Raw genomic sequence first — 19,391 nt, 5'->3', positions numbered from 1 at the left:
GGCGACCATTCCTCGCCGGAAGGGAGGGCTGCAAAAATGCCGTCCAGCTGGGCCGCGGTCACACCTTCCGGCGTGGCCGGGCTCCACTTCGGCGCATTGTCCTTCTCGACGATAACGGCGCGGACGCCCTCGATGAAGTCGTGGCTCTGCACGATGCGCGCGCCGATGCGGTACTCCATGGCCATGTTCTCGGCGAAGGTCGCGCAGCGGGCGCCCCGGGCGAGCTGGCGCAGGCTGACCTTCATGGTCGTCGGCGATTTGGTCGCCAAGACCTTGAGCTGCTCGTTCGCCCAGTCGGTCCCCGCCCCCTTCAGCGCCGCGATGATCGCCTCCAGGCTCTCTCCGGAGAACAACCGCGCGATCTCATCCTGGTGCTCCGCGAGCGTCGGCCGGCCCGCGTCGCCCTCGAACTCGGTGAGCAGGGTCTCGGTGCGTTCCGGCGCGGCCAGGATAGCAGCCTTCAGCTCGGGCAGCTTCGCGCTCTCGACGTAGTCCGTCGCGATCCCCAGCAATTCGCAGTCGGCCGCCTTGATTCGCGCCCCGGTCAGCGCGAGCCACAGACCCAGGTGATCGGGCATGCGGGAGAGGTACCAGCCGCCGCCGACGTCCGGGAACAGGCCGATCCCGCTCTCCGGCATGGCGAAGGTCGTCCGCTCGGTGGCCACGCGGAATCGACAGGGCCGCGAGAGGCCCACGCCGCCGCCCATGGTGATCCCGTCCATGAAGGCGATGCGGGGCTTGGCGTAGTTGAAGATGAGGTCGTTGAGCCGGTACTCCTCGAAGAAGAACTCCCGCGCCTCCCGGCCGTTCCCTGCCCCGCTCTCGGCCAGCATGCGGATGTCGCCGCCGGCGCAGAAGCCGCGCTCCCCGGCGTGATCGAACATCACCAGCTCGACGCCCGGATCGTCGCGCCAGGCCATCAGCGCCTGCGTCATCAGGCGGATCATGTTGGTGTTCAGCGCGTGGATCGCCTGCGGCCGGTTGAGCGTGATCCGCCCGACCTTTCCCTCGACGCGGCAGAGGACTTCTTCAGCTTCGCTCATTGCCGGAACAGCTCCCGCGCGGTGATCACGCGCATGATCTCGTTGGTGCCTTCGAGGATCTGGTGCACGCGCAGGTCGCGTACGATGCGCTCCAGCGGATAGTCGCGCAGGTAGCCGTAGCCGCCGTGGAGCTGCAGCGCCTGGTTGGCCACTTCGAAGCCGACGTCGGTGGCGAAGCGCTTGGCCATGGCGCAGTACTGGGTGGCCTTGGGGTTCTTGGCGTCCAGCGCGTGGGCGGCGCGGCGCACCATCAGGCGCGCGGCGTCCAGCTCGGTCGCCATGTCGGCGAGGCGCCACTGCAGGCCCTGGAACTCCTTCAGCGCCTGGCCGAACTGCTTGCGGGTCTCCAGGTAGGTCTTGGCGGTGTCCAGCGCGAGGCCGGCGCCGCCCAGCGAGCAGGAGGCGATGTTGATGCGGCCGCCGTCGAGGCCGGCCATGGCGATCTTGAACCCCTCGCCTTCCTGGGCGATCCGGTTGGCCTGCGGCACGCGGCAGTCGTCGAAGTTAACCTGGGCGGTGGGCTGGGAGTTCCAGCCCATCTTCCTCTCCTGGGCCCCGAACGAAAGGCCGGGCGCATCCTTCTCCACCACGAACGACGACACGCCCTTGGCGCCGCCCTCCCCCGTGCGGGCCATCACGACGTAGACGTCGGAGGTCCCGGCGCCGGAAATGAACGCCTTCGACCCGTTCAGCACGTAATCGTCGCCGTCCTTCCGGGCCGTGGTCTTCATCGCCACGGCGTCCGAGCCGGAGCCGGGCTCGGTGAGGGCGTAGGAGGCGATCAGCTCCATGGTGGTGAGCTTCGGAAGGTAGCGGCGGCGCAGGTCCTCCGAGCCGAACCGGTCGATCATCCACGAGGCCATGTTGTGGATCGAGATGAAGGCCGCGGTGGACACGTCCCCGTAGGAGAGCTGCTCGAAGACGATGGAGGCGTCCAGCCGGCTGAGCGCCGAGCCGCCGACGTCCTCCCGAACGTACAGCCCCGCGAAGCCCAGCTCGGCGGCCTTGCGCAGCACGTCCACGGGGAAATGCTTGTCCTCGTCCCAGCGCGCGGAATGCGGCGCCAGCTCCGCGGCGGCGAAGGCGCGCGCGGCGTCCTCGATCGCCCGCTGGTCCTCGGTGAGGTTGAAGTCCATGGCCCCGAGGTCGCGCGGCGCGAGCGGGCTGTCAATGCCGCCGCATGACGCCACGCGCGCCGGTGCGGCTCTATTACGGCGCAAAGGATACGGACGTGGTTCCAGAGGAAGCCCGGGCCGCAGAGCGGGCGATGCGTGCGCGCGGCGCCGACGTGACCGCGGTGGATGTCGGCCCCGTGGGCCACGACGCCTCCATGCTGGCCGCGGCGCCGCGGATCCTGGCGTGGCTGAACGAACTCGACAGCCGCGACCGGGCCGGCTCAGCGCGCCGATAGCCCCGCCTGCTTCATCCGCCAGACCATCTGGTCGAACCGGTCCTGGCCGAAGAAGGGCTCGCCGCCGAACACCGTCATCGGCACGCCCCAGTGCCCGGCGGCGCGCTGGGCCTCCTGATTTTCCGCGACGATGGCCGCGTGGCGGCTCGGATCGCCGTCGACCGCTTTCGAGAGCTCGGTCCAGTCGAGGCCGGCGCGCTCGGCGGCGCGCGCCAGGTGCTCGCCCGCCTGCCAGTTGTCGACCTCGCCGCTCCAGATCGTATGGCTGGCCTCCTTGAGGAACTGCAGGCCCCGGCCCCGCTCCGCGGCCGCGACGCCCAGGTGGGTCAGCCAGTGGATCCAGGGCTGCTCCATCCGGTAGCCCTTGTCGGCGCTTTGTTGCACGGGATCGGGCCGCGGCCAGCGGAACGGCAACCCCAGGAACGCCGCCTCCCGGAACACGTCGACCATGAAGTAGCGGATCCACAGCGGGTCGCGGGTCTCGAAGAACTCCGGCGTGCGCACCGCCAGCGGATACACCGGCTTCACCACGCACCGGACGTCGTGCTCCGCCTCGAGCGCCAGAAGCCGCGGGACCACCATGTAGGAATAGGGCGAGCGGAAGGACCAGTAGAGGTCGTAGCTAAGCGTCATTTTGGGCAACAGTCCTCTGGCCGCGGTCGAACGTCACGCTAAGCATGCCCTCGAACAACGAAAGTCGGGAGGTCAACACATGCTCAGGATGGTGATTGCGGGCGTGGCGGCGGCGTTTGCATTGGCCGGCGCGGCGACGGCGCAGCCCGCGGACGGGCTAAAGGTGATCTTCTGCGGCACCTCGGGCCCGCTGCCGGTGCGCGACCGGGCCAAGCCCTGCGTGGCTGTTCAGGCCGCCGGGAAGCTCTACCTCGTCGACGTTGGCCCCGAGGCCACCGAGAACCTGATGCTGTGGCGTGTGCCGCTGGATCAAGCCCGCGCCGTGTTTGTCACCCACCTGCACTCCGACCACATCGGCGGCCTGGGCGAGTTCAACTTGCAGAGCTGGGTGGCCAACCGGCCGGTGGCCCTGGCGCTTGTCGGGCCGACGGGCACGGAAAAGGTCGCGCGCGGCCTCAACGCCGCCTACGAGAACGATCACGCCTTCCGCAAGGCCCACCATGAGCACGGGGCCTTCAAGTTCGACCTCGCCGCGGGCCTGTTCCGTTCGCAGATCGTGCCGAAGGGCGACACCGCGGTGGTCTGGCGCGACGGCGACCTGACGGTCACGGCGATCCGCGTGCCGCACGAACCGGTGACGCCCGCCTACGCCTATCGGTTCGACTACAAGGGCCGCTCGGTGGTGGTGAGCGGCGACACCCGCAAGCACATGGGGCTCGCCGAGGCGTCGAAGAGCGTCGATGTCATGATCCATGAGGCCCAGAACAGCGACATGACCAAGACCATGGCCACACAGCTCGCCGCTATCGGCAATCCGCGCATGAGCTCGCTGATGACCGACACCCTCACCTACCACACCACCCCTGTCGAGGCCGCCGAGGTGGCCCGGGCGGCCGGGGCGAAGCGGCTGGTGCTCTATCACCTCACCCAGGCCGGCCTGCCGCTCTACACGCCGGAGGCCTTCACCAAGGGCATGGACGACGGCGGACCGCTCGACTGGCGGCTGGCGAAGGACGGTATGACCATCGACCTGCCGGCCGGCTCGCAGGAGATCCGCTTCGGCCAGTTCTGAGGCTTGCCACCGGCGCGCGGCGGGTCCAAAGCGCGGCCGATGACGAAAGCCCCCCTCGCCGCCTATCCCGCGCTTCGCATGCGCCGCCTGCGCCAGGCCGACTGGGTTCGGCGGCTGGTGCGCGAGACGGTGCTGACGCCGGCCGACCTGATCTGGGCGATGGTGGTGCACGAGGGTGAGGGCCAGGTCCCGGTGGGCGCGATGCCCGGCGTGAGCCGCCTGTCGGTCAAGGATTGCGCCGCCGCCGCCAGGGAGGCCGCCCGGCTGGGCATCCCGGCGATCGCCGTCTTCCCGCACCTGGACGGCGCCAAGAAGGACGCAACCGGCAAGCTGGCGGCAGACCCCAATGGCATCGTCGCCACCGCGGTGAAGGCCATGAAGGACGCCGCACCCGAGGTCGGCATCATGTGCGACGTGGCGCTGGACCCGTTCACCGACCACGGCCATGACGGCCTGATCAAGGACGGCCGGATCCTCAACGACGAGACCATCGAGGCCCTGGTCGCCCAGGGGATCATGCAGGCGAAGGCCGGCTGCGACATCCTCGCCCCCAGCGACATGATGGACGGCCGCGTTGGCGCGCTGCGCACCGCGCTCGAGGCGGAAGGCCTGCAGGACGTGATGATCATGTCCTATGCGGCCAAGTACGCCTCGGCCTTCTACGGGCCCTACCGCGAGGCGATCGGGTCGGGGAAGCTGGGCACGGGCTCGGTGGACAACCCGGGCGACAAGAAGACCTACCAGATGGACTCGGCCAATCACGCCGAGGCCCTGCGTGAGGTCGCACTCGACATCGCCGAGGGCGCCGACATGGTGATGGTGAAACCGGGGATGCCCTACCTCGACATCGTGCGCCAGGTGGTGGACGCCTTCGCCATGCCGACCTTCGCGTTCCAGGTCTCCGGAGAGTACGCCATGCTCATGGCGGCCGCCCAGAACGGCTGGCTGGACGAGGAACGCGCGATCCTGGAGAGCCTAGGCGCATTCAAGCGCGCCGGCGCTGCGGGCGTGATCACCTACTTCGCGCCGCGCGCGGCGCGGATGCTGGGCGCCTAGGGAAGCCCTGCCCGCGGGCTCTCCACCATCGCCACCAGCACCTTCCCCGTGCGGCTGGCGGCGGCGGCTTCGCTGTTTGAGTTGGCGGCGGTGAGCATGAAGAGCGTCTTGCCGTCGTCGCCGCCCAGCATGCAGGCGTAGCAGGGCTGGCCGGTGTCGATGACCTCGAGGACCTTCCCGCCCTCAGCCACCCGCACGCACTCCGGGGCCATCGGGTTGGCCACCCAGATCGCGCCCTCGCCGTCGAGACAGATGCCGTCCGGCGCGCGCGACCCCAGGTCGGCCCACACGCGCCGGTTCGACAGGTCGCCGCCGGGACCGACGTCGAAGGCGGTGAGCACGCGGCCGAAGCTCTCGCCGATGATCAGGGTCTTGCCGTCCGGCGTGATGACCGTCCCGTTCGGAAACGCGATGTCGTCGGCCGCGACGCGGGCCTGCCCGTCGGGCGAGACATAGGCGAGCTTGGCCATCACCAGGTTGCCGGCGACGTCGCCCTTGGCCACCGCTTCATCCAGGTTGAAGCCGAAGTTGCCCACATAGGCCCCGCCCTGGGCATCGACGACCATGTCGTTGCAGTGGAACGTGGCAATGTGGCTGAGGTCGGCATGGACGCCGATCGCGCCATCCGCCGCACGGCGCAGGAGCCGGCGCTGCTTCATGGAGACGATGAGCATCGTCCCGTCCGGCTGCCAGCCCAGGCCCGATGGCTGGTCGTCCAGGGTGAACTCGGTGCGTAGGTCCCCGGCGGGCGAGACGGACCTCACCGCATGGACGTAGAAGTCGCTGAACCACAGGCGGCCTTCATGCCAACGGGGCCCTTCGCCGAAGCTGAGCCCGCTCGCCAGTTCCCGCGTCGCCCGTCCCATGGTTGTTCCTTTCGATTTTAAGCCGATCCTAGGACGTTCACGCCCGCGGAAGCCACTCGCGCAGGATCGCATTGACCTTGTCCGGCGCCTCTTGCTGCACCCAGTGCGACACGTGGGGCAGGCGCTTGATGGTCAGGTTGCTGACGTGCTGGTCGGTGCCGTCCAGGAGCTCGACCCCCAGCGCCGCATCCGCTTCGCCCCACACGATCAGGGTCGGGACCTCGATCTTCGGCCATGGCCCCCGCATCCGACCGGCAAAGCGGAAGGCGGCGCGGTACCAGTTGATCATGCCGGTGATGGCCCCAGGGCGCTGGGCGTCCTTGGCGTAGCGGTCCAGCACGTCGGGGGTGAAGTGGGTCTTGTCGACGGCCATGCCGTGGAACGCCTGGCGGATCGCGCGGGCGTCGTTGGCGGTCATCGCCGCCTCCGGGATGCCGGGGAGTTGGAAGAAGAACATGTACCAGGAGCGCCCCAGCTGGCGCAGGTTGCCCTTCGCGACGCTGGCGGCCATCGCCGCGGGATGCGGCAGGTTCATGATTACCAGCCGCTCCAGCGGCCGCACCCGGTTGGCGGCGAAGGACCAGGCGACGCCTGCGCCCCAGTCATGGGCGATCAGGGTGACCTTCTTGGCCCCGCTGGCGTCGATCAGCGCGCCCACGTCCTCCATCAGCCGATCGATCGCGTAGGCCGAGACGTCGCGGGGCTTGGGCTCGGTCTCGCCGTAGCCGCGCAGGTCGGGCGCCCAGGCCCGGTACCCGAGCTCCGCCAGCAGCGGCAGCTGATAGCGCCACGAGAAGCGGCTTTCTGGAAAGCCGTGCAGGCAGAGCGCCAGATGATCGCCCTCCCCCATCTCGTCGACAGCGAATCGGAAGCCGTTGGCCTCGACGGTGCGGGTGGTCATGGGCATGTGAAGTAGGTGCTCTCTCGCTCGGCGCCGGGCAGGCTGATCATTCCCCGATCAGTGAAGCCGATCTTCCGCAGGACCGCCATGGACGCGAAATTCTCGGGCGTGGTGATGGCCGCCAGCACCGGGATGCCGAGGGCGCCGCGGGCATGGGCCACGACCGCCGCGGCGGCCTCCTGGGCATAGCCCTGGCCCCAGGCCAGCGGCATGAAGGCGTAGCCAACGTCGGGGTAATCCAGCCCCTCGCGGCGCACCAGGCCCGCCAGACCGACGGGCTTGCCGTCGGACCTCCGCTCGGCCAGCCACATGCCGAAGCCGTGGTCGCGGTAGCTGGCGGTGATGCGATCGGCGATGTAGGCCCGCGACTGGTCCTCGTCGCGCACCCCGCGGTCGCCGATGTTCTCCAGGAAGCCTGGAGAGTTGAGCAAATCCAGCAGGAAGGCTGCGTCGGCCGCCTCGACCTCGCGCAGGACCAGCCGTTCGGTTTCCAGGACGATCACGCGAGTCCCCAGCGCCTCTGCAACGGCATCTTAACGCGACTCCCGCACTTTGCCCGGTGAAACAGCGTTAAGTCGGGTGAACCATGTCGGTGGGCGACCAGCCGATCATCATCAAGAAGATCAAGAAGGGCGGCGGCGGCGGACACCACGGCGGCGCGTGGAAAGTGGCCTACGCCGACTTCGTGACCGCGATGATGGCGTTCTTCCTCCTGATGTGGCTGATCAACACCACCAGCCCCGAGCAGAAGCGCGGCATCGCCGACTATTTCGCCCCGGCCAGCGTGTCGGAGACCACCTCCGGCGCCGGCGGCATCCTGGGCGGTTCGGCGCTCGGCAAGGAAGGCTCCAAGAGCGCGGGTTCGTCCGACGTGATCGAGGAACTGGCGCCCAGCTCCCGCAATCCCAACGACGGTGACTCGAAGGAAGGCAGCAAGGGCAAGTCGCAGGCGGAACTGGCCGCCGAAGCCCAGGCGCAGGCGCAGCAGGCGGCCGAGCAGGCGGCGTTCTCGTCGGCAGCCCAGTCCCTGCGCCAGGCGCTGCAGTCGATGCCGGAACTCGCCGAATTGTCGAAGAACATCATCATCGACGAGACGCCCGAGGGCCTGCGCATCCAGCTGGTCGATCAGGAAGGCCGCTCGATGTTCAACCAGGGCCAGACCGCGCCGAACGATCGGGCGAAGATCCTGCTGCGGGCGATCTCGAAGATCATCAACCAGCTGCCGAACCGGATCAGCCTCTACGGCCACACCTCGGCCAGCGCGAACGGCGCGAAGCCCGAGAGCGACTGGCAGCTTTCGGCCAGCCGCGCCAATGCGTCGCGCCAGGTGCTGCAGGCCTCGGGGGTGGAGGCCGACCGGGTCTATCAGGTCTCCGGCAAGGCGGGTTCGGAGCCGCTCTACCCGGATGATCCCACCCTGCCCGGCAATCGCCGCATCGCCATCGTGCTGCTCCGCGAAGCGCCGGTCCTGCCTCCGGAGCCCGGCCTGTAGCGTAGTCCTTGCGTGGAGGGCCGGGATGACCCCTAATCGGCCCCAAGCGATCGGCTCGCCGATCACTCAGACTTCTTGCTTTGGATTAGGCCATTCGTCGTGCCGAGACCGACCCAGCTCAGTTCGACGAATGGCCTAGGGCGCACTTCATAGGCGACACAGAGTCCGTGACGCAGCATTTCCCGTCCCGTCAGCTCCGGTTCTTCCTGACCGCCCCGTCGCCTTGCCCGTATCTGCCCGAACGCTTCGAGCGGAAAGTCTTCGCCCACCTTCCGCTTTCCGACGGCGCCAACGTCAACGACAGCCTGACGCAGGTCGGCTTCCGCCGCTCCCAGAACATCGCCTACCGTCCGGCCTGCGAAGCCTGCTCGGCCTGCGTCTCGGCGCGCATCCCGGCCCCCGACTACGTCTTCTCCCGCTCCGAGCGAAAGACGCTCGCCCGCAACGAGGACATCCAGCGCCATCTCGTCGAGGCCGAGGCGACGATGGAGCAGTTCGACCTGCTGCGCCGCTATCTGCAGGTGCGCCACGCTGACGGCGGGATGGCCGAGATGACCTGGCCAGACTACGTCGCGATGGTCGAGGACACCGCGGTCCGCACCCACATCATCGAGTACCGGGTCCGCTCGAAGGACAGCGGCCCTGGGGACCTTATCGCCTGCGCGCTGGTCGACCTCATGAGCGACGGGCTGAGCCTCGTCTACAGCTTCTACGACCCGACGCTTGGCCGCCGCAGCCTGGGCTCATTCATGATCCTGGACCACATAGTCCAGGCCTGCCTGACGAACCTGCCCTACGTCTACCTGGGCTACTGGGTGCGCGGTTCCGAGAAGATGGACTACAAGGTCCGCTTCTCCCCCATCGAGCTCCTGAAGCCCGACGGCTGGACCCTGGCGGCGGCGCGGGAGTTGCCGGCCCGGGCGTGAGCCTCCCTGTGGAAGCCGGGCGTAACGCGCGCCGCGGGTGGCGGCGCGGCCACGGCGGGCTTAGAACGCTCAGGTGACACCAGCGGACCTTCCATGGCGCGGCAGCTTCGGCTGAACCTGGGGCGAGACGCCCCGGCATCGCTCGACGAGTTCGTTCGCGGGCCCTCGAACGCCGACGCCGTGGCCGCGATCGAGGCCTGGCCGGCCTGGCTCGGCGGCTGCCTGGCGCTCGTCGGGCCGCAGGGGTCGGGCAAGAGCCACCTGGCGCGGGCCTGGGCCGAATTGGCCGGGGCTCGGAGGATCGAAGCCGCAGCGGCTGACGCCGACGCCGCGTCCGGCGCGCCGGTGCTGGTGGAAGACGCCGACCGCAGCCCTTGCGCCGAGGGGCTGTTCCACCTGATCAACATCGCCGCACGCGAGGGGGGTGGCCTGTTGCTGACCGCTCGCACGCGACCCCGCGCCTGGCCCACCGATCTGCCTGACCTGCGCTCGCGGCTGAACGCCCTGCCGGTGACCGAAATTCAGGCGCCCGATGACGCCGTTTTGGAAGGTGTCCTGCGGCGGTTCTTCCGCAATCGTCTGATCCGGCCGCCGGAACAGGTTTACCCCTACCTTCTGGCGCGGATGAACCGGTCGATCCCCGACGCCGAGGAAATCGTGCGCGCCCTGGACGAAGCAGGCGACGCGGGCTTCCGGCCGGTGACCCGAGTGCTGGCGCGGCAGATCCTGGACCGCCGCTCGCGGCAGGTTCCCTGAGGCCTGCACCCGGGAAGTGTCACAAAAAGTTCGCACGGCCGCTGGTGGAATACCCGCGGGTTTTCCGGCAGTGATTCTGCGCGCGGTATCCAGGGCCGTGCGCGACGAGACGTTGGGATGCTCACTCGAGCGCCGGTCAAGGCCGCTCCAGAGCTGGAATTGAAGTTCCAGCTCGGCGCCGGCGCCCTCGAGGCGCTGCGCGCGGAATCGTTTCCCCTCGAAAGCGCCCAGATCGCGCAGCTCCACGCGGTCTATTTCGACACCCCCGGCCATGCGCTGCGGGACGGCGGCTTCAGCCTGCGGGTCCGACGCAAGGGCGACACTTACATCCAGACGCTGAAGCATCGTTCGACGGGCGGCCTGTTCGAGCGGGACGAGTGGGAGCGCGAGGTGCCAGGCCCCGATCTCGACCTGGCGGCCCTCGCGGACACGCCGGTCATGGCGCTCGTCGGAGAGGCGCCGCTGGCGGCCTGCTTCACCGTCGACGTCGAGCGGCGCAGCCACGTCTGGAGCGATGACGGGGCGCAGGTCGAAGTCAGCTTCGACATCGGCCTGGTCGTCGCCGGCCAGCGCCAGGAGCCCATCGCGGAGATGGAGCTGGAGCTGATGTCCGGTCGGCCCCAGGCGCTGTTCGCCTTAGCGCACGACCTGCAGGCCAAGGCGTCCCTGACCCTCGCCTTCGAGAGCAAGGCCGAGCGCGGCTACCGGCTCGCCGGGCACGATGGCGTGGCGGCGCTGAAGGCCCGGCGCACCGCGGTCGGGCCGAGGACCACGGGCGGAGAGGCGTTTCAGGCGGTCGCCCGCGAGTCGCTGGTCCAGATCGCCGGCAATGCGGCCCTGCTGCAGCGGGCGCAGAACCCCGACGTGCTGCATCAGTTGCGCGTGGGGCTGCGGCGGCTGCGTGCGGGGCTGTTCGTATTCAAGGGTCTGCTGGACGCACCAGGCCTTGATGCGGCGCGCCGTGAAACCAGGTGGCTCGCCGGCGAGCTGGCCGAGGCGCGCGACATCGACGTCTTCCTGCAGAATGCCGCGGCCACCGACGAGATCGAAGAGAGCGCGGGCCGGGACGCCTTCTTCCGGGCGCTGCGGATCGCGCAGGCCGACGCCTACGAGCGCGCTCTGGCGGCGATCCGTTCGGCGCGGTTCCGGTCGCTGCTGCTCATGCTCGGGGAATGGATCGAGATCGGCGCGTGGCTGCGGCTGGCCGATGACAGGCAGCGCTCCCTGCGGGAAGGTCCGGCGGCGGCCCTCGCGGGACCCGTGCTGGACAAGCTGGACCGGCGCGTGCGGCGGCGGTCACGCCGGTTCATGCATCTGGAAGTCGGCGCGCGCCACGACCTGCGCAAGCAGGCCAAGAAGCTGCGCTATGCCACAGCCTTCTTCGCGGAGGCCTTTCCCAAGCACCCGAAACGACGCGAGCGATTTGACGCCTGCCTGCGGACCCTGCAGGACCGGTTGGGCGAGCTGAACGACATGGCGGTGGCCCGCGCGGTGGCGATGAAGGCGGTCGGCCGGCGCTCGGGAGAGCTGGCCTTCGCCGCCGGCCTGGAAGTTGGGCGGCTGACCGGCGATGAAGACGTCGCCCTGAAGGCGGCGCATGCGGCCTTGAAGGCGTTTCGTAAGGCGAAGCCTTTCTGGAGCCCGCACATGCAAAGCACGGACGACCTTAACCTTTCCAGGCGACGCTTGCGCAGCGTCTGACTTCGTCCGAGAATCAGTGATGCCGCCGCCTGACGACGTGTCGCCCTCCGCCGTAACCTCTCCCGCTCCCGACGGCGCGCCTGTCCCGGTGACGCGGATCGACGACTTGGCCGGGTCGCCCGCCCGGTTCTTCAACCGGGAACTGTCGTGGCTGGCGTTCAACCGCCGGGTGCTCGCCGAGAGCATGAACCTGCGCCACCCGCTGCTGGAACGCCTTCGGTTCCTGGCCATCAGCGCCAACAACCTGGACGAATTCTACATGGTCCGCGTGGCCGGCCTGAAGGCGCAGGTCCGCGAGGGCGTGCGTGCGCTGAGCCAGGACGGCTTGTCCCCAGCCGACCAGCTCCTCCGGGTAAACGAGGCGGCGGCCGACCTGATGGCCGACCAGCAGACCCGCTGGCGCGACCTTTGCGCCGAACTGGCCGACGCGGGACTCCGCTACATCTCCGCCGAGGAGGTCACGGCGACCGAGCGGGCGGATCTGGAGCAGCGGTTCCTCTCGGAGCTGTTCCCCGTCCTTACCCCCCTGGCCATCGACCCGGCGCACCCCTTCCCCTTCATCCCCAACCTCGCCTTCTCGCTGGTGCTCAAGATCCGGCGCATCTCGGACGGCCGCCAGCTTTATGCGCTCGCCCCCCTGCCCGCCCAGATGGCGCGGTTCTGGGAGCTCGCGCCGGCGCGCGGCGGCCGACGCAAGCCTCAAAGGCGACTGATCTCGCTGGAAAGCATGGTCACGCTCTTCCTCGACCATTTGTTCCCCGGCTGCGAGGTCGAGGAACAGGGCGTCTTCCGGCTGATCCGCGACTCCGATGTGGAGATGGAGGAGGAGGCCGAGGACCTGGTGCGCGATTTCGAGTTGCGGCTGAAGCAGCGGCGCCTGGGATCTGTGGTGCGGATCGAGATTGAGACCGCGATGCCGGAGGAACTGCGCGGCTTCATCTCGGAGAGCCTGCACGCCAACGCAGAGGACGTCATCCTGATCGAGGGCCTGCTGGGCCTGGATGAACTGACCCAGATCATCCCGCCGGACCGGTCGGAACTGAAGTTCAAGCCGTTCGAGGCGCGTTTCCCCGAGCGCATCCGCGACCACGGCGGCGACTGCTTCGCCGCGATCCGGGAGAAGGACATCCTGGTCCACCACCCCTTCGAGAGTTTCGACGTGGTCGTGCAGTTCCTGCGTCAGGCGGCGCGGGACCCCAATGTGCTGGCGATCAAGCAGACCCTCTACCGGACCTCCAAGGATAGCCCGATCGTGGCGGCCCTCATCGAAGCGGCCGAGAACGGCAAGAACGTCACCGCGCTGATCGAGATCAAGGCCCGCTTCGACGAGGAGGCCAACCTGAAGTGGGCCCGCGACCTGGAGCGGGCGGGCGTCCACGTGGTCTATGGCTTCATCGAGTACAAGACCCACGCGAAGCTCTCGATGGTGGTGCGAAGGGAGGGCGAGGCCTTACGCACCTACTGCCACTTCGGCACCGGGAACTACCACCCGATCACCGCGCGGGTTTACACCGACCTTTCCCTGTTCACGACCGAACCGCCCTTCGCCCGGGATTCGGCCAAGCTGTTCAACTACATCACCGGTTACGCCCAGCCCGTGGGGCTGGAGCGGCTGTCGTACTCGCCGGTCACGATGAAGCGCGACCTCAAGCAAATGATCGGCCACGAAGCCGACAACGCCCGCGCCGGCCTGCCGGCCGCGGTCTGGGCCAAGATGAATTCCCTGGTGGACCCGGAGATCATCGACGCGCTCTACGCCGCCAGTCATGCCGGCGTGCAGATCGACCTGGTGATCCGCGGTATCTGCTGCCTGCGCCCCGGAGTCCCCGGCCTCTCCGAGAACATCCGGGTCAAGTCCATCGTAGGGCGCTATCTCGAGCACGGCCGCATCGTGGCCTTCGCCAATGGCCACGCCATGCCCTCACAGCATGCGCGGGTCTACATGTCCTCCGCCGACTGGATGCCGCGCAATCTCGACCGTCGGGTCGAGGTGATGACGCCGATCGAGAATCCCACCGTCCACCAGCAGGTCCTGCAGCAGATCATGCTCGCGAACCTGAAAGACGAAGCGCAAAGCTGGACCCTGGACGCCGACGGCCGCTATAGGCGTGATCCTGCCTGGAACGACCCCAACGCCTTTTCGGCGCACGAGTACTTCATGAACAATCCGAGCCTTTCCGGTCGCGGGCAGAAATCCAAGCAAATGCCGCGCGCGATCGATCATGTGGCCTCGCGGGGATAGCGCGGGCCGGCCGGAGGGCCGCCAAGCGGCCGTCATCGACGTTGGCTCCAACTCGGTACGCCTGGTCATCTACCGGATCGACGGCCGTGCCTTGTGGACAGTCTACAACGAGAAGGTGGTCGCGGGCCTCGGCAAGGACCTGCCAGGCTCCGGCCGCCTCTCGGCCGAGGGCATGGAGACTGCCCTCCTGGCGCTGCGCCGTTTTCGCGCGGTGCTCGATGGCTGGAAGGCCGACGAGGTGATGTCCGCCGCCACAGCGGCCGTGCGTGAGGCGGCGGACGGCAAGGCGTTCCTGAAGCGCGTGAAGGCCGAGACCGGCCTCAGTATCCGCATCCTCTCCGGGGAGGAGGAGGCGCGCTACGCGGCCCTGGGCGTGATCTGCGGACAGCCCGACGCGCAAGGCGTGGTTGGCGATCTGGGCGGCTCCAGCCTGGAACTGGTGCGGCTGAACGGGCTCGGTCCGGTGGAGCCCACGACCCTGCCGCTGGGCCCGTTCGCCTTGGGCGCGCCCAAGGCCTTGGACCCCGAGCGCGTGAAGCGCACCATCGACGATCACCTGCAACCGCTGGCCAACCGGTACGCGACCCCGGAACTGCACGCCGTGGGCGGAGCGTGGCGGAACCTCGCGCTGCTGCAGATGCAGCTCGCCGACTATCCGCTCCACGTGGCCCATCAGTATGAGGTGAGCCGGAGCGACGCCCTTGAGCTGGTGCGGTTCGTGCAGCGGCAGTCGCGGGCTTCGCTGGAGCGCATCGAGGGCCTTTCCAAGAAGCGCTTCGACACCCTGCCCTATTCCGCCCTGGTGCTGGACCGGCTGATCGAGCGGCTGGGCGTCGAGCGGGTGGTGATCTCCGCCTATGGTGTGCGCGAGGGACTGCTGCTCGAAGCCATGCCGCCTGAGGTCCGCGATCTCGACCCGCTGATCGAGGGGTGCGAGGCCTTGAGCGCCTTCCGCGGCGCGGCGCCGGAGCTGGGCCAGGCGCTGGAGGCCTGGGTCGCGCCGCTGTTCGAGAGGCTGCCGGCGCTGTTCGGGGCGCGGGATCCGATCCTGCTCGCCGCCGCGTGCCGCCTAGCCGACCTCGGCGCGCGGCTTCACCCGGACCACCGTGCGGACCTGGCGTTCGAGCAGGTGCTGCGCGCTCCGCTGGCGGGGATGAACCATCCCGAGCGGGTCTTCCTGGCCTACGTCGCCTTCGCCCGGCACTCCGCGGCGGTGCAGCCGACCGAGGGCACCGCCGTAGGCCGCGTGCTCAACCTAGAGCGCCGCCAGCGGGCGCGGGCCGTGGGGTCGGCCATCCGACTGGGCTGCGACCTCTCCGGGCGCAATCCGCGGCTCTTGGAGAAGTCCAGCCTGGCGATCAAGGGCGATCGCCTGCAGGTGAGCGCACTCACCGGCTGGGAGGACATGCTGCTGGGCGAACAGACGGCCAGGCGCGCCCAGACCCTGGCGCACGCATTAAAGCTCAAGCTGGAGCTGGGGTGAGAGGCGGCCCGAAGCGCGCCTCTCACCGCCTGGACCTTCGGCGGCGCGAGCGCGACCGCAGGGCCCAAAGGCAAGAGGGCGGCGCCACGGTCGCCCGCAACACCGCCCTCTAATCCAGATCCGTTGGGGGACCTGAGCGTTCAAGGTGGGAGGAAACCTCAGCTCCGCTGGTCGCCCAGCTCGGCGTCGGCTCGTCTCCCGTGCCCGTCCAGGTCGTCGAGCGCCGGGTTGCCCCGAAGCCTCTGATCTGGGAGCCGCCTGCTCGCCTGCCTCCCGGTCGCCCGGTCCGCCGCGCCGCAGTTCCTCTCGGCAAGGTCAGGCTCCCGCAAGGCCGGGCCGGGCGCAATGGGGCGGCCGGAGGGGCCTGTGGGCGGCGGCTGGGGCGAACGGGGGACAGCCTGTGGAGAACCGGCGCACAGGCCGGCAAACCAACGGTATTTCAACGTCTAAGGGTTGTCCTCAGGAAGCGGCCGCCGCGGCTGCCTTCGGCGCGCGGCGAACCTCGACGACGCGCACGCGGGCGCCGTCCAGCACCAGGGCCAGTTCCCCGCGCTTGAGCTTCAGCGCGTCCTCGCCGAACGCCTCGCGCCGCCAGCCCTTCAGGGCCCCGACATCGGCCTCGTCGTCGTTGGCGATCAGTTCCAGGTCGGAGACGGTGGCGATCAGCTTGGAGGCGACGCCAGCCTCCTCGGCGCGGGCCTTGAGCAGCACCTTAAGCAACTCGACCACGGCGCCGGCCGCCGGCGAGGCCGGCATGCGACTCTTCTCGATCACCGGGGCGTAGGCTTCGGGGTCGCGGAGCGCCTCGCGGATGGCGGCGATCAGGTCCGGGCCGAAGCGGGAGCCGGAGAAGCCCTTGGGCACCGATCGCAGGCGGTCCAGGCCGTCGGCGTCCGTAGGACCCTGCGTGGCGATCTCATCGATCGCCTCGTCCTTCAGGATGCGGCCGCGGGGCTGATCGCGCGACTGGGCGGTGCGTTCGCGCCACGCGGCGACGGCCTTGTAGACCGCCAGGTACTTGGCCGTGTGCCGGCGCGGGCGCAGCCGCTTCCAGGCGTTCTCGGGCTCCACGTCGTAGTTGGCCGGCGAGGTGAGGTCGGCCATCTCGTCGGTGACCCAGCCGATCCGCCCTTCCCGCTCCAGCCGCTCGCGCAGCAGGGGGTAGAGGGCGGCCAGGTGGGTGACGTCGGCCAGGGCGTAGGTGAGCTGGTTGTCCGACAGCGGGCGGCGCGCCCAGTCGGTGAACCGCGAGCTCTTGTCGAGCTCGATCTTCAGCATCTGGCGCACCAGGGCGTCGTAGGCGATCTGCTCGCCGTAGCCGGCGGCCATGCCGGCGACCTGGGTGTCGAACAGCGGCTTGGGCATGGCCTGCAGGTTGTTGAAGATCTCCACGTCCTGACGGGCGGCGTGAAACACCTTCAGGACCCGCTCGTCGCGCATGATCTCGAGGAACGGCTCGAGGTCGAGGTCCTCGGACAGCGGATCGATGCAGGCCTCGGCCGAGGGCGCGGCGGCCTGGATCAGGCACAGCTTCGGCCAGTAGGTGGTCTCGCGCATGAACTCGGTGTCCACGGCGACGAACGGCTGGCTCTTGATCTTGTCGCAGAACGCCGCGAGTTCCGCAGTAGTTGTGATCGGCGTCATCGATTAGCTATAGCCCTGCGCGCGGCCGACTCTGCAAGGCCGCAAGCGCGTCTCTCTGCACTTCGTACCCGGGTTCGTAAATGTCCGAACGGCCAAACGGTCTGACCTACGCCCAGGCGGGGGTCGATATCGACGCAGGTGCGGCTTTGGTGGAACGCATCAAGCCGCTGGCGAAGTCGACGCGCCGGGCCGGCGCGGACGGCTCGCTGGGCGGGTTCGGCGCGCTCTTCGACCTGAAGGCGGCTGGCTACGACGATCCGTTGCTGGTCACCACGACCGACGGGGTCGGGACCAAGCTGAAGGTGGCGATCGAGACCGGGCTGCACGGGACGGTCGGCATCGACCTTGTGGCCATGTGCGTCAACGACCTGCTGGCCCAGGGCGCCGAGCCGCTTAAGTTCCTGGACTACTACGCGACCGGGAAGCTCGACGTGGAGGCGGCGGCCAGCGTGGTCGCGGGCATCGCCGAGGGCTGCCGGCAGGCGGGCTGCGCCCTGGTGGGCGGCGAGACGGCCGAGATGCCGGGGATGTACGCTGAGGGCGACTACGACATGGCCGGCTTCTGCGTCGGCGCGGTGGATCGCGACAAGGTGCTGCCCAGGCTCTCGGACCAGCGGCCGGGAGACATCATGATCGGCGTCGGCTCGTCGGGGCCGCACTCCAACGGCTATTCGCTGATCCGGCGGATCGTGGAGCGCTCGGGCCTGGCCTGGGACGCGCCCTCTCCGTTCAGCGACGGCCGGACGCTGGCGCAGGCGCTGCTGGAGCCCACCCGCATCTACATCAAGACCGTGCTGCCGCACCTGAAGGCCGGCCGCGTGAAGGGGCTGGCGCACATCACCGGCGGCGGCCTGGTGGAGAACCCGCCCCGGGCGATCGCCGAGGGCCTGGCGCCGCGCTTCGACTGGAACGCCTGGGCCTTGCCTCCGGTGTTCGACTGGCTGGCCCAGGCCGGCGGGGTCGCCGAGGCCGAGATGCGCCGCACCTTCAACTGCGGCCTGGGCCTGATCCTGGTGGTCGACCCGCACGACGTGGCCGAGGTCCTGGAAGGCCTGGTGCGAGCCGACGAGCATGCGTTCGTGGTGGGCGAACTGGCGCAAGCCTAAGCGCCCATGCTGACGTGGGTGGCGCCCAGCGAGGCGAGGACGCCGGCGCGGGCCGCGTTGCCGGCGCGGTAGACGAGCACGGACTTGGCCACCCGCTTGGCCGCGCCGACCGCCGCCGACGCCCAGGCCAGGAACTCGCTGTCGCCCAGCCCCTGGGGGCACTCGAACGATAGCGCCTGGACGCCCGTGCCCTCCATCCGCGCGATGGCCGCCGGGGTGGTGACCGCCAGGCGTCCGACCACCAGCAGGGTGAAGGGCCGCAGGAGCGAGGAGGCCGCCAGCAGCATGCCCGGCGGCACCCCTTCGATGTCGCAGATCTCGCAGATCACGCCCAGACGCACCAGGCTGCCGGCTTCCTTCAGCTGGGCCACGAACTCGGCGCGGCCTTTCTGGCTGGAGAGGCTGGTGAAGCTGAACGGCACGATGAGGCTGAGCTGCCGCTCGCCGCCGTCGGAGCGCAGGCGGCCGACACCCCGGGCGATGGTCGCCATGTCGACCCGCAGGACGTCGCTGGTGGAAAGCATGCCCACCTGCTGCTGCGAGAGCTCCTCCTCCTCGCGCTGCACGGCGATCACCCGGCGCACCATGCGGAAGCCGATGCGGCTGAACGCCTTGAGCTCGAACCCCGGCTCCAGGGTGGCCGAGACGCGCAGCTGGCGGCCGTCGTTGGAGACGAATGGGGTCCAGCGGTCGACGCCCTGCTGGGCCGGGTCCTCTTCCGCCGGCGCCGGAGACCGCGAGGCCAGGCAGACGTCCTCCCCGCCTTCGCCGCTGGACGCCTTCAGATCGGAGCGGCGCGCCACGATCCCGCCGTCGCCGATCCGCGTCACCTGCAGCACGCCGTGGGCGGCCATGGTGTCCTCGCCCAGGAAGTGGTTCAGCACCTCGCGCAGGTAGCGCAGGCACGCGGTCTGGGCGGCGACAGCGCCGAGGTCGGGATGCACGATGAAGAAGTCGGTCATCGAGACCCGCATGAAGAAGCCTCGGTCGCCGACGCCGCGCTCCAGCACCCGGGTGGTGAACTCGTAGACCTGGTCGCGGCGCAGCTCCCAGCGGGCG

Annotated in this window: 18 protein-coding genes; 10 read left to right on the top strand and 8 right to left on the bottom strand. The window is 69.3% G+C overall.

The window, feature by feature from the left end; genetic code table 11:
- Both QZV94_RS04440 and QZV94_RS04435 read right to left on the bottom strand, forming a co-directional pair.
- Positions 1–1,043: enoyl-CoA hydratase/isomerase family protein (locus QZV94_RS04440; RefSeq protein ID WP_293676599.1), on the bottom strand; the 1,043-nt coding region annotated here is incomplete at its 3' end.
- Complete coding sequence (locus QZV94_RS04435) at positions 1,040–2,179, bottom strand: isobutyryl-CoA dehydrogenase (protein ID WP_293676598.1); 1,140 nt, start codon at positions 2,177–2,179, stop codon at positions 1,040–1,042. The genes QZV94_RS04435 and QZV94_RS04440, both read right to left, overlap by 4 nt.
- Before the next feature lie 44 nt (positions 2,180–2,223).
- Here QZV94_RS04435 and QZV94_RS04430 point away from each other — a divergent pair, with 44 nt between their 5' ends.
- Positions 2,224–2,454: a lipase family protein gene (locus QZV94_RS04430; RefSeq protein WP_293676597.1), complete on the top strand. Its 231-nt coding sequence runs from the start codon at positions 2,224–2,226 to the stop codon at positions 2,452–2,454.
- Here QZV94_RS04430 and QZV94_RS04425 read toward each other — a convergent pair.
- Complete coding sequence (locus tag QZV94_RS04425; RefSeq protein WP_293676596.1) at positions 2,440–3,087, bottom strand: 2-hydroxychromene-2-carboxylate isomerase; 648 nt, start codon at positions 3,085–3,087, stop codon at positions 2,440–2,442. The genes QZV94_RS04430 and QZV94_RS04425 overlap by 15 nt on opposite strands.
- Before the next feature lie 79 nt (positions 3,088–3,166).
- Between QZV94_RS04425 and QZV94_RS04420 the strand changes: the two genes are divergently transcribed.
- Positions 3,167–4,159 (top strand): MBL fold metallo-hydrolase, encoded by a 993-nt coding sequence (locus QZV94_RS04420; RefSeq protein ID WP_293676595.1) that lies wholly within the window; start codon positions 3,167–3,169, stop codon positions 4,157–4,159.
- 39 nt (positions 4,160–4,198) lie between these two features.
- A complete protein-coding gene (gene hemB / locus QZV94_RS04415) occupies positions 4,199–5,215 on the top strand; it encodes a porphobilinogen synthase (protein WP_293676594.1) in 1,017 nt (338 codons plus the stop codon).
- On the opposite strand, the gene QZV94_RS04410 is transcribed toward hemB, so the two are convergent.
- Genes QZV94_RS04410 through QZV94_RS04400 form a run of 3 tightly spaced genes read right to left on the bottom strand, consistent with a single transcriptional unit; the run spans position 5,212 to position 7,485 of the window.
- Entirely contained in the window at positions 5,212–6,081 is an 870-nt protein-coding gene (locus QZV94_RS04410; protein ID WP_293676593.1) for an SMP-30/gluconolactonase/LRE family protein, read from the bottom strand. The genes hemB and QZV94_RS04410 overlap by 4 nt on opposite strands.
- 37 nt (positions 6,082–6,118) lie before the next feature.
- Complete coding sequence (locus QZV94_RS04405; protein ID WP_293676592.1) at positions 6,119–6,982, bottom strand: alpha/beta fold hydrolase; 864 nt, start codon at positions 6,980–6,982, stop codon at positions 6,119–6,121.
- Positions 6,979–7,485 (bottom strand): GNAT family N-acetyltransferase, encoded by a 507-nt coding sequence (locus QZV94_RS04400; RefSeq protein ID WP_293676591.1) that lies wholly within the window; start codon positions 7,483–7,485, stop codon positions 6,979–6,981. Before QZV94_RS04400 ends, QZV94_RS04405 begins: the two co-directional genes overlap by 4 nt.
- Before the next feature lie 83 nt (positions 7,486–7,568).
- Here QZV94_RS04400 and QZV94_RS04395 point away from each other — a divergent pair, with 83 nt between their 5' ends.
- The 6 genes from QZV94_RS04395 to QZV94_RS04370 all read left to right on the top strand — a co-directional run bounded on the left by QZV94_RS04395 (position 7,569) and on the right by QZV94_RS04370 (position 15,582).
- Positions 7,569–8,474: a flagellar motor protein MotB gene (locus QZV94_RS04395; protein ID WP_293676590.1), complete on the top strand. Its 906-nt coding sequence runs from the start codon at positions 7,569–7,571 to the stop codon at positions 8,472–8,474.
- A 167-nt stretch (positions 8,475–8,641) separates the two neighbouring features.
- Complete coding sequence (locus QZV94_RS04390; RefSeq protein ID WP_293676589.1) at positions 8,642–9,400, top strand: arginyltransferase; 759 nt, start codon at positions 8,642–8,644, stop codon at positions 9,398–9,400.
- Between the two features lie 93 nt (positions 9,401–9,493).
- The gene (locus QZV94_RS04385; RefSeq protein ID WP_293676588.1) at positions 9,494–10,156 is read left to right on the top strand and encodes a chromosomal replication initiator DnaA; all 663 of its coding nucleotides are present in this window, start codon (positions 9,494–9,496) and stop codon (positions 10,154–10,156) included.
- 117 nt (positions 10,157–10,273) lie between these two features.
- On the top strand, positions 10,274–11,857 hold the full coding sequence (locus QZV94_RS04380; protein ID WP_293676587.1) for a CYTH and CHAD domain-containing protein: 1,584 nt from the start codon (positions 10,274–10,276) through the stop codon (positions 11,855–11,857).
- 19 nt (positions 11,858–11,876) lie between these two features.
- Positions 11,877–14,099, top strand: a complete 2,223-nt coding sequence (locus tag QZV94_RS04375; RefSeq protein ID WP_293676586.1) for an RNA degradosome polyphosphate kinase — start codon at positions 11,877–11,879, stop codon at positions 14,097–14,099.
- Positions 14,080–15,582: a Ppx/GppA phosphatase family protein gene (locus QZV94_RS04370; RefSeq protein WP_293676585.1), complete on the top strand. Its 1,503-nt coding sequence runs from the start codon at positions 14,080–14,082 to the stop codon at positions 15,580–15,582. Before QZV94_RS04375 ends, QZV94_RS04370 begins: the two co-directional genes overlap by 20 nt.
- 459 nt (positions 15,583–16,041) lie before the next feature.
- Here QZV94_RS04370 and rnd read toward each other — a convergent pair whose 3' ends face one another.
- Entirely contained in the window at positions 16,042–17,226 is a 1,185-nt protein-coding gene (gene rnd / locus QZV94_RS04365; protein ID WP_293676584.1) for a ribonuclease D, read from the bottom strand.
- 80 nt (positions 17,227–17,306) lie between these two features.
- Here rnd and purM point away from each other — a divergent pair, with 80 nt between their 5' ends.
- Positions 17,307–18,332 carry a phosphoribosylformylglycinamidine cyclo-ligase gene (gene purM, locus QZV94_RS04360; RefSeq protein ID WP_293676583.1) on the top strand — a complete coding sequence of 342 codons (1,026 nt, stop codon included), beginning with the start codon at positions 17,307–17,309 and terminating at the stop codon, positions 18,330–18,332.
- Here purM and QZV94_RS04355 read toward each other — a convergent pair.
- Positions 18,329–19,391, bottom strand: a 1,063-nt coding sequence (locus QZV94_RS04355) for a hypothetical protein (protein WP_293676582.1), incomplete at its 5' end; no start/stop codon positions are given. The genes purM and QZV94_RS04355 overlap by 4 nt on opposite strands.

It is taken from the genome of uncultured Phenylobacterium sp. (genome assembly GCF_902826855.1).
Classification (GTDB): Bacteria; Pseudomonadota; Alphaproteobacteria; order Caulobacterales; family Caulobacteraceae; genus Phenylobacterium.
This window is presented reverse-complemented; position numbering and strand designations above follow the sequence as displayed.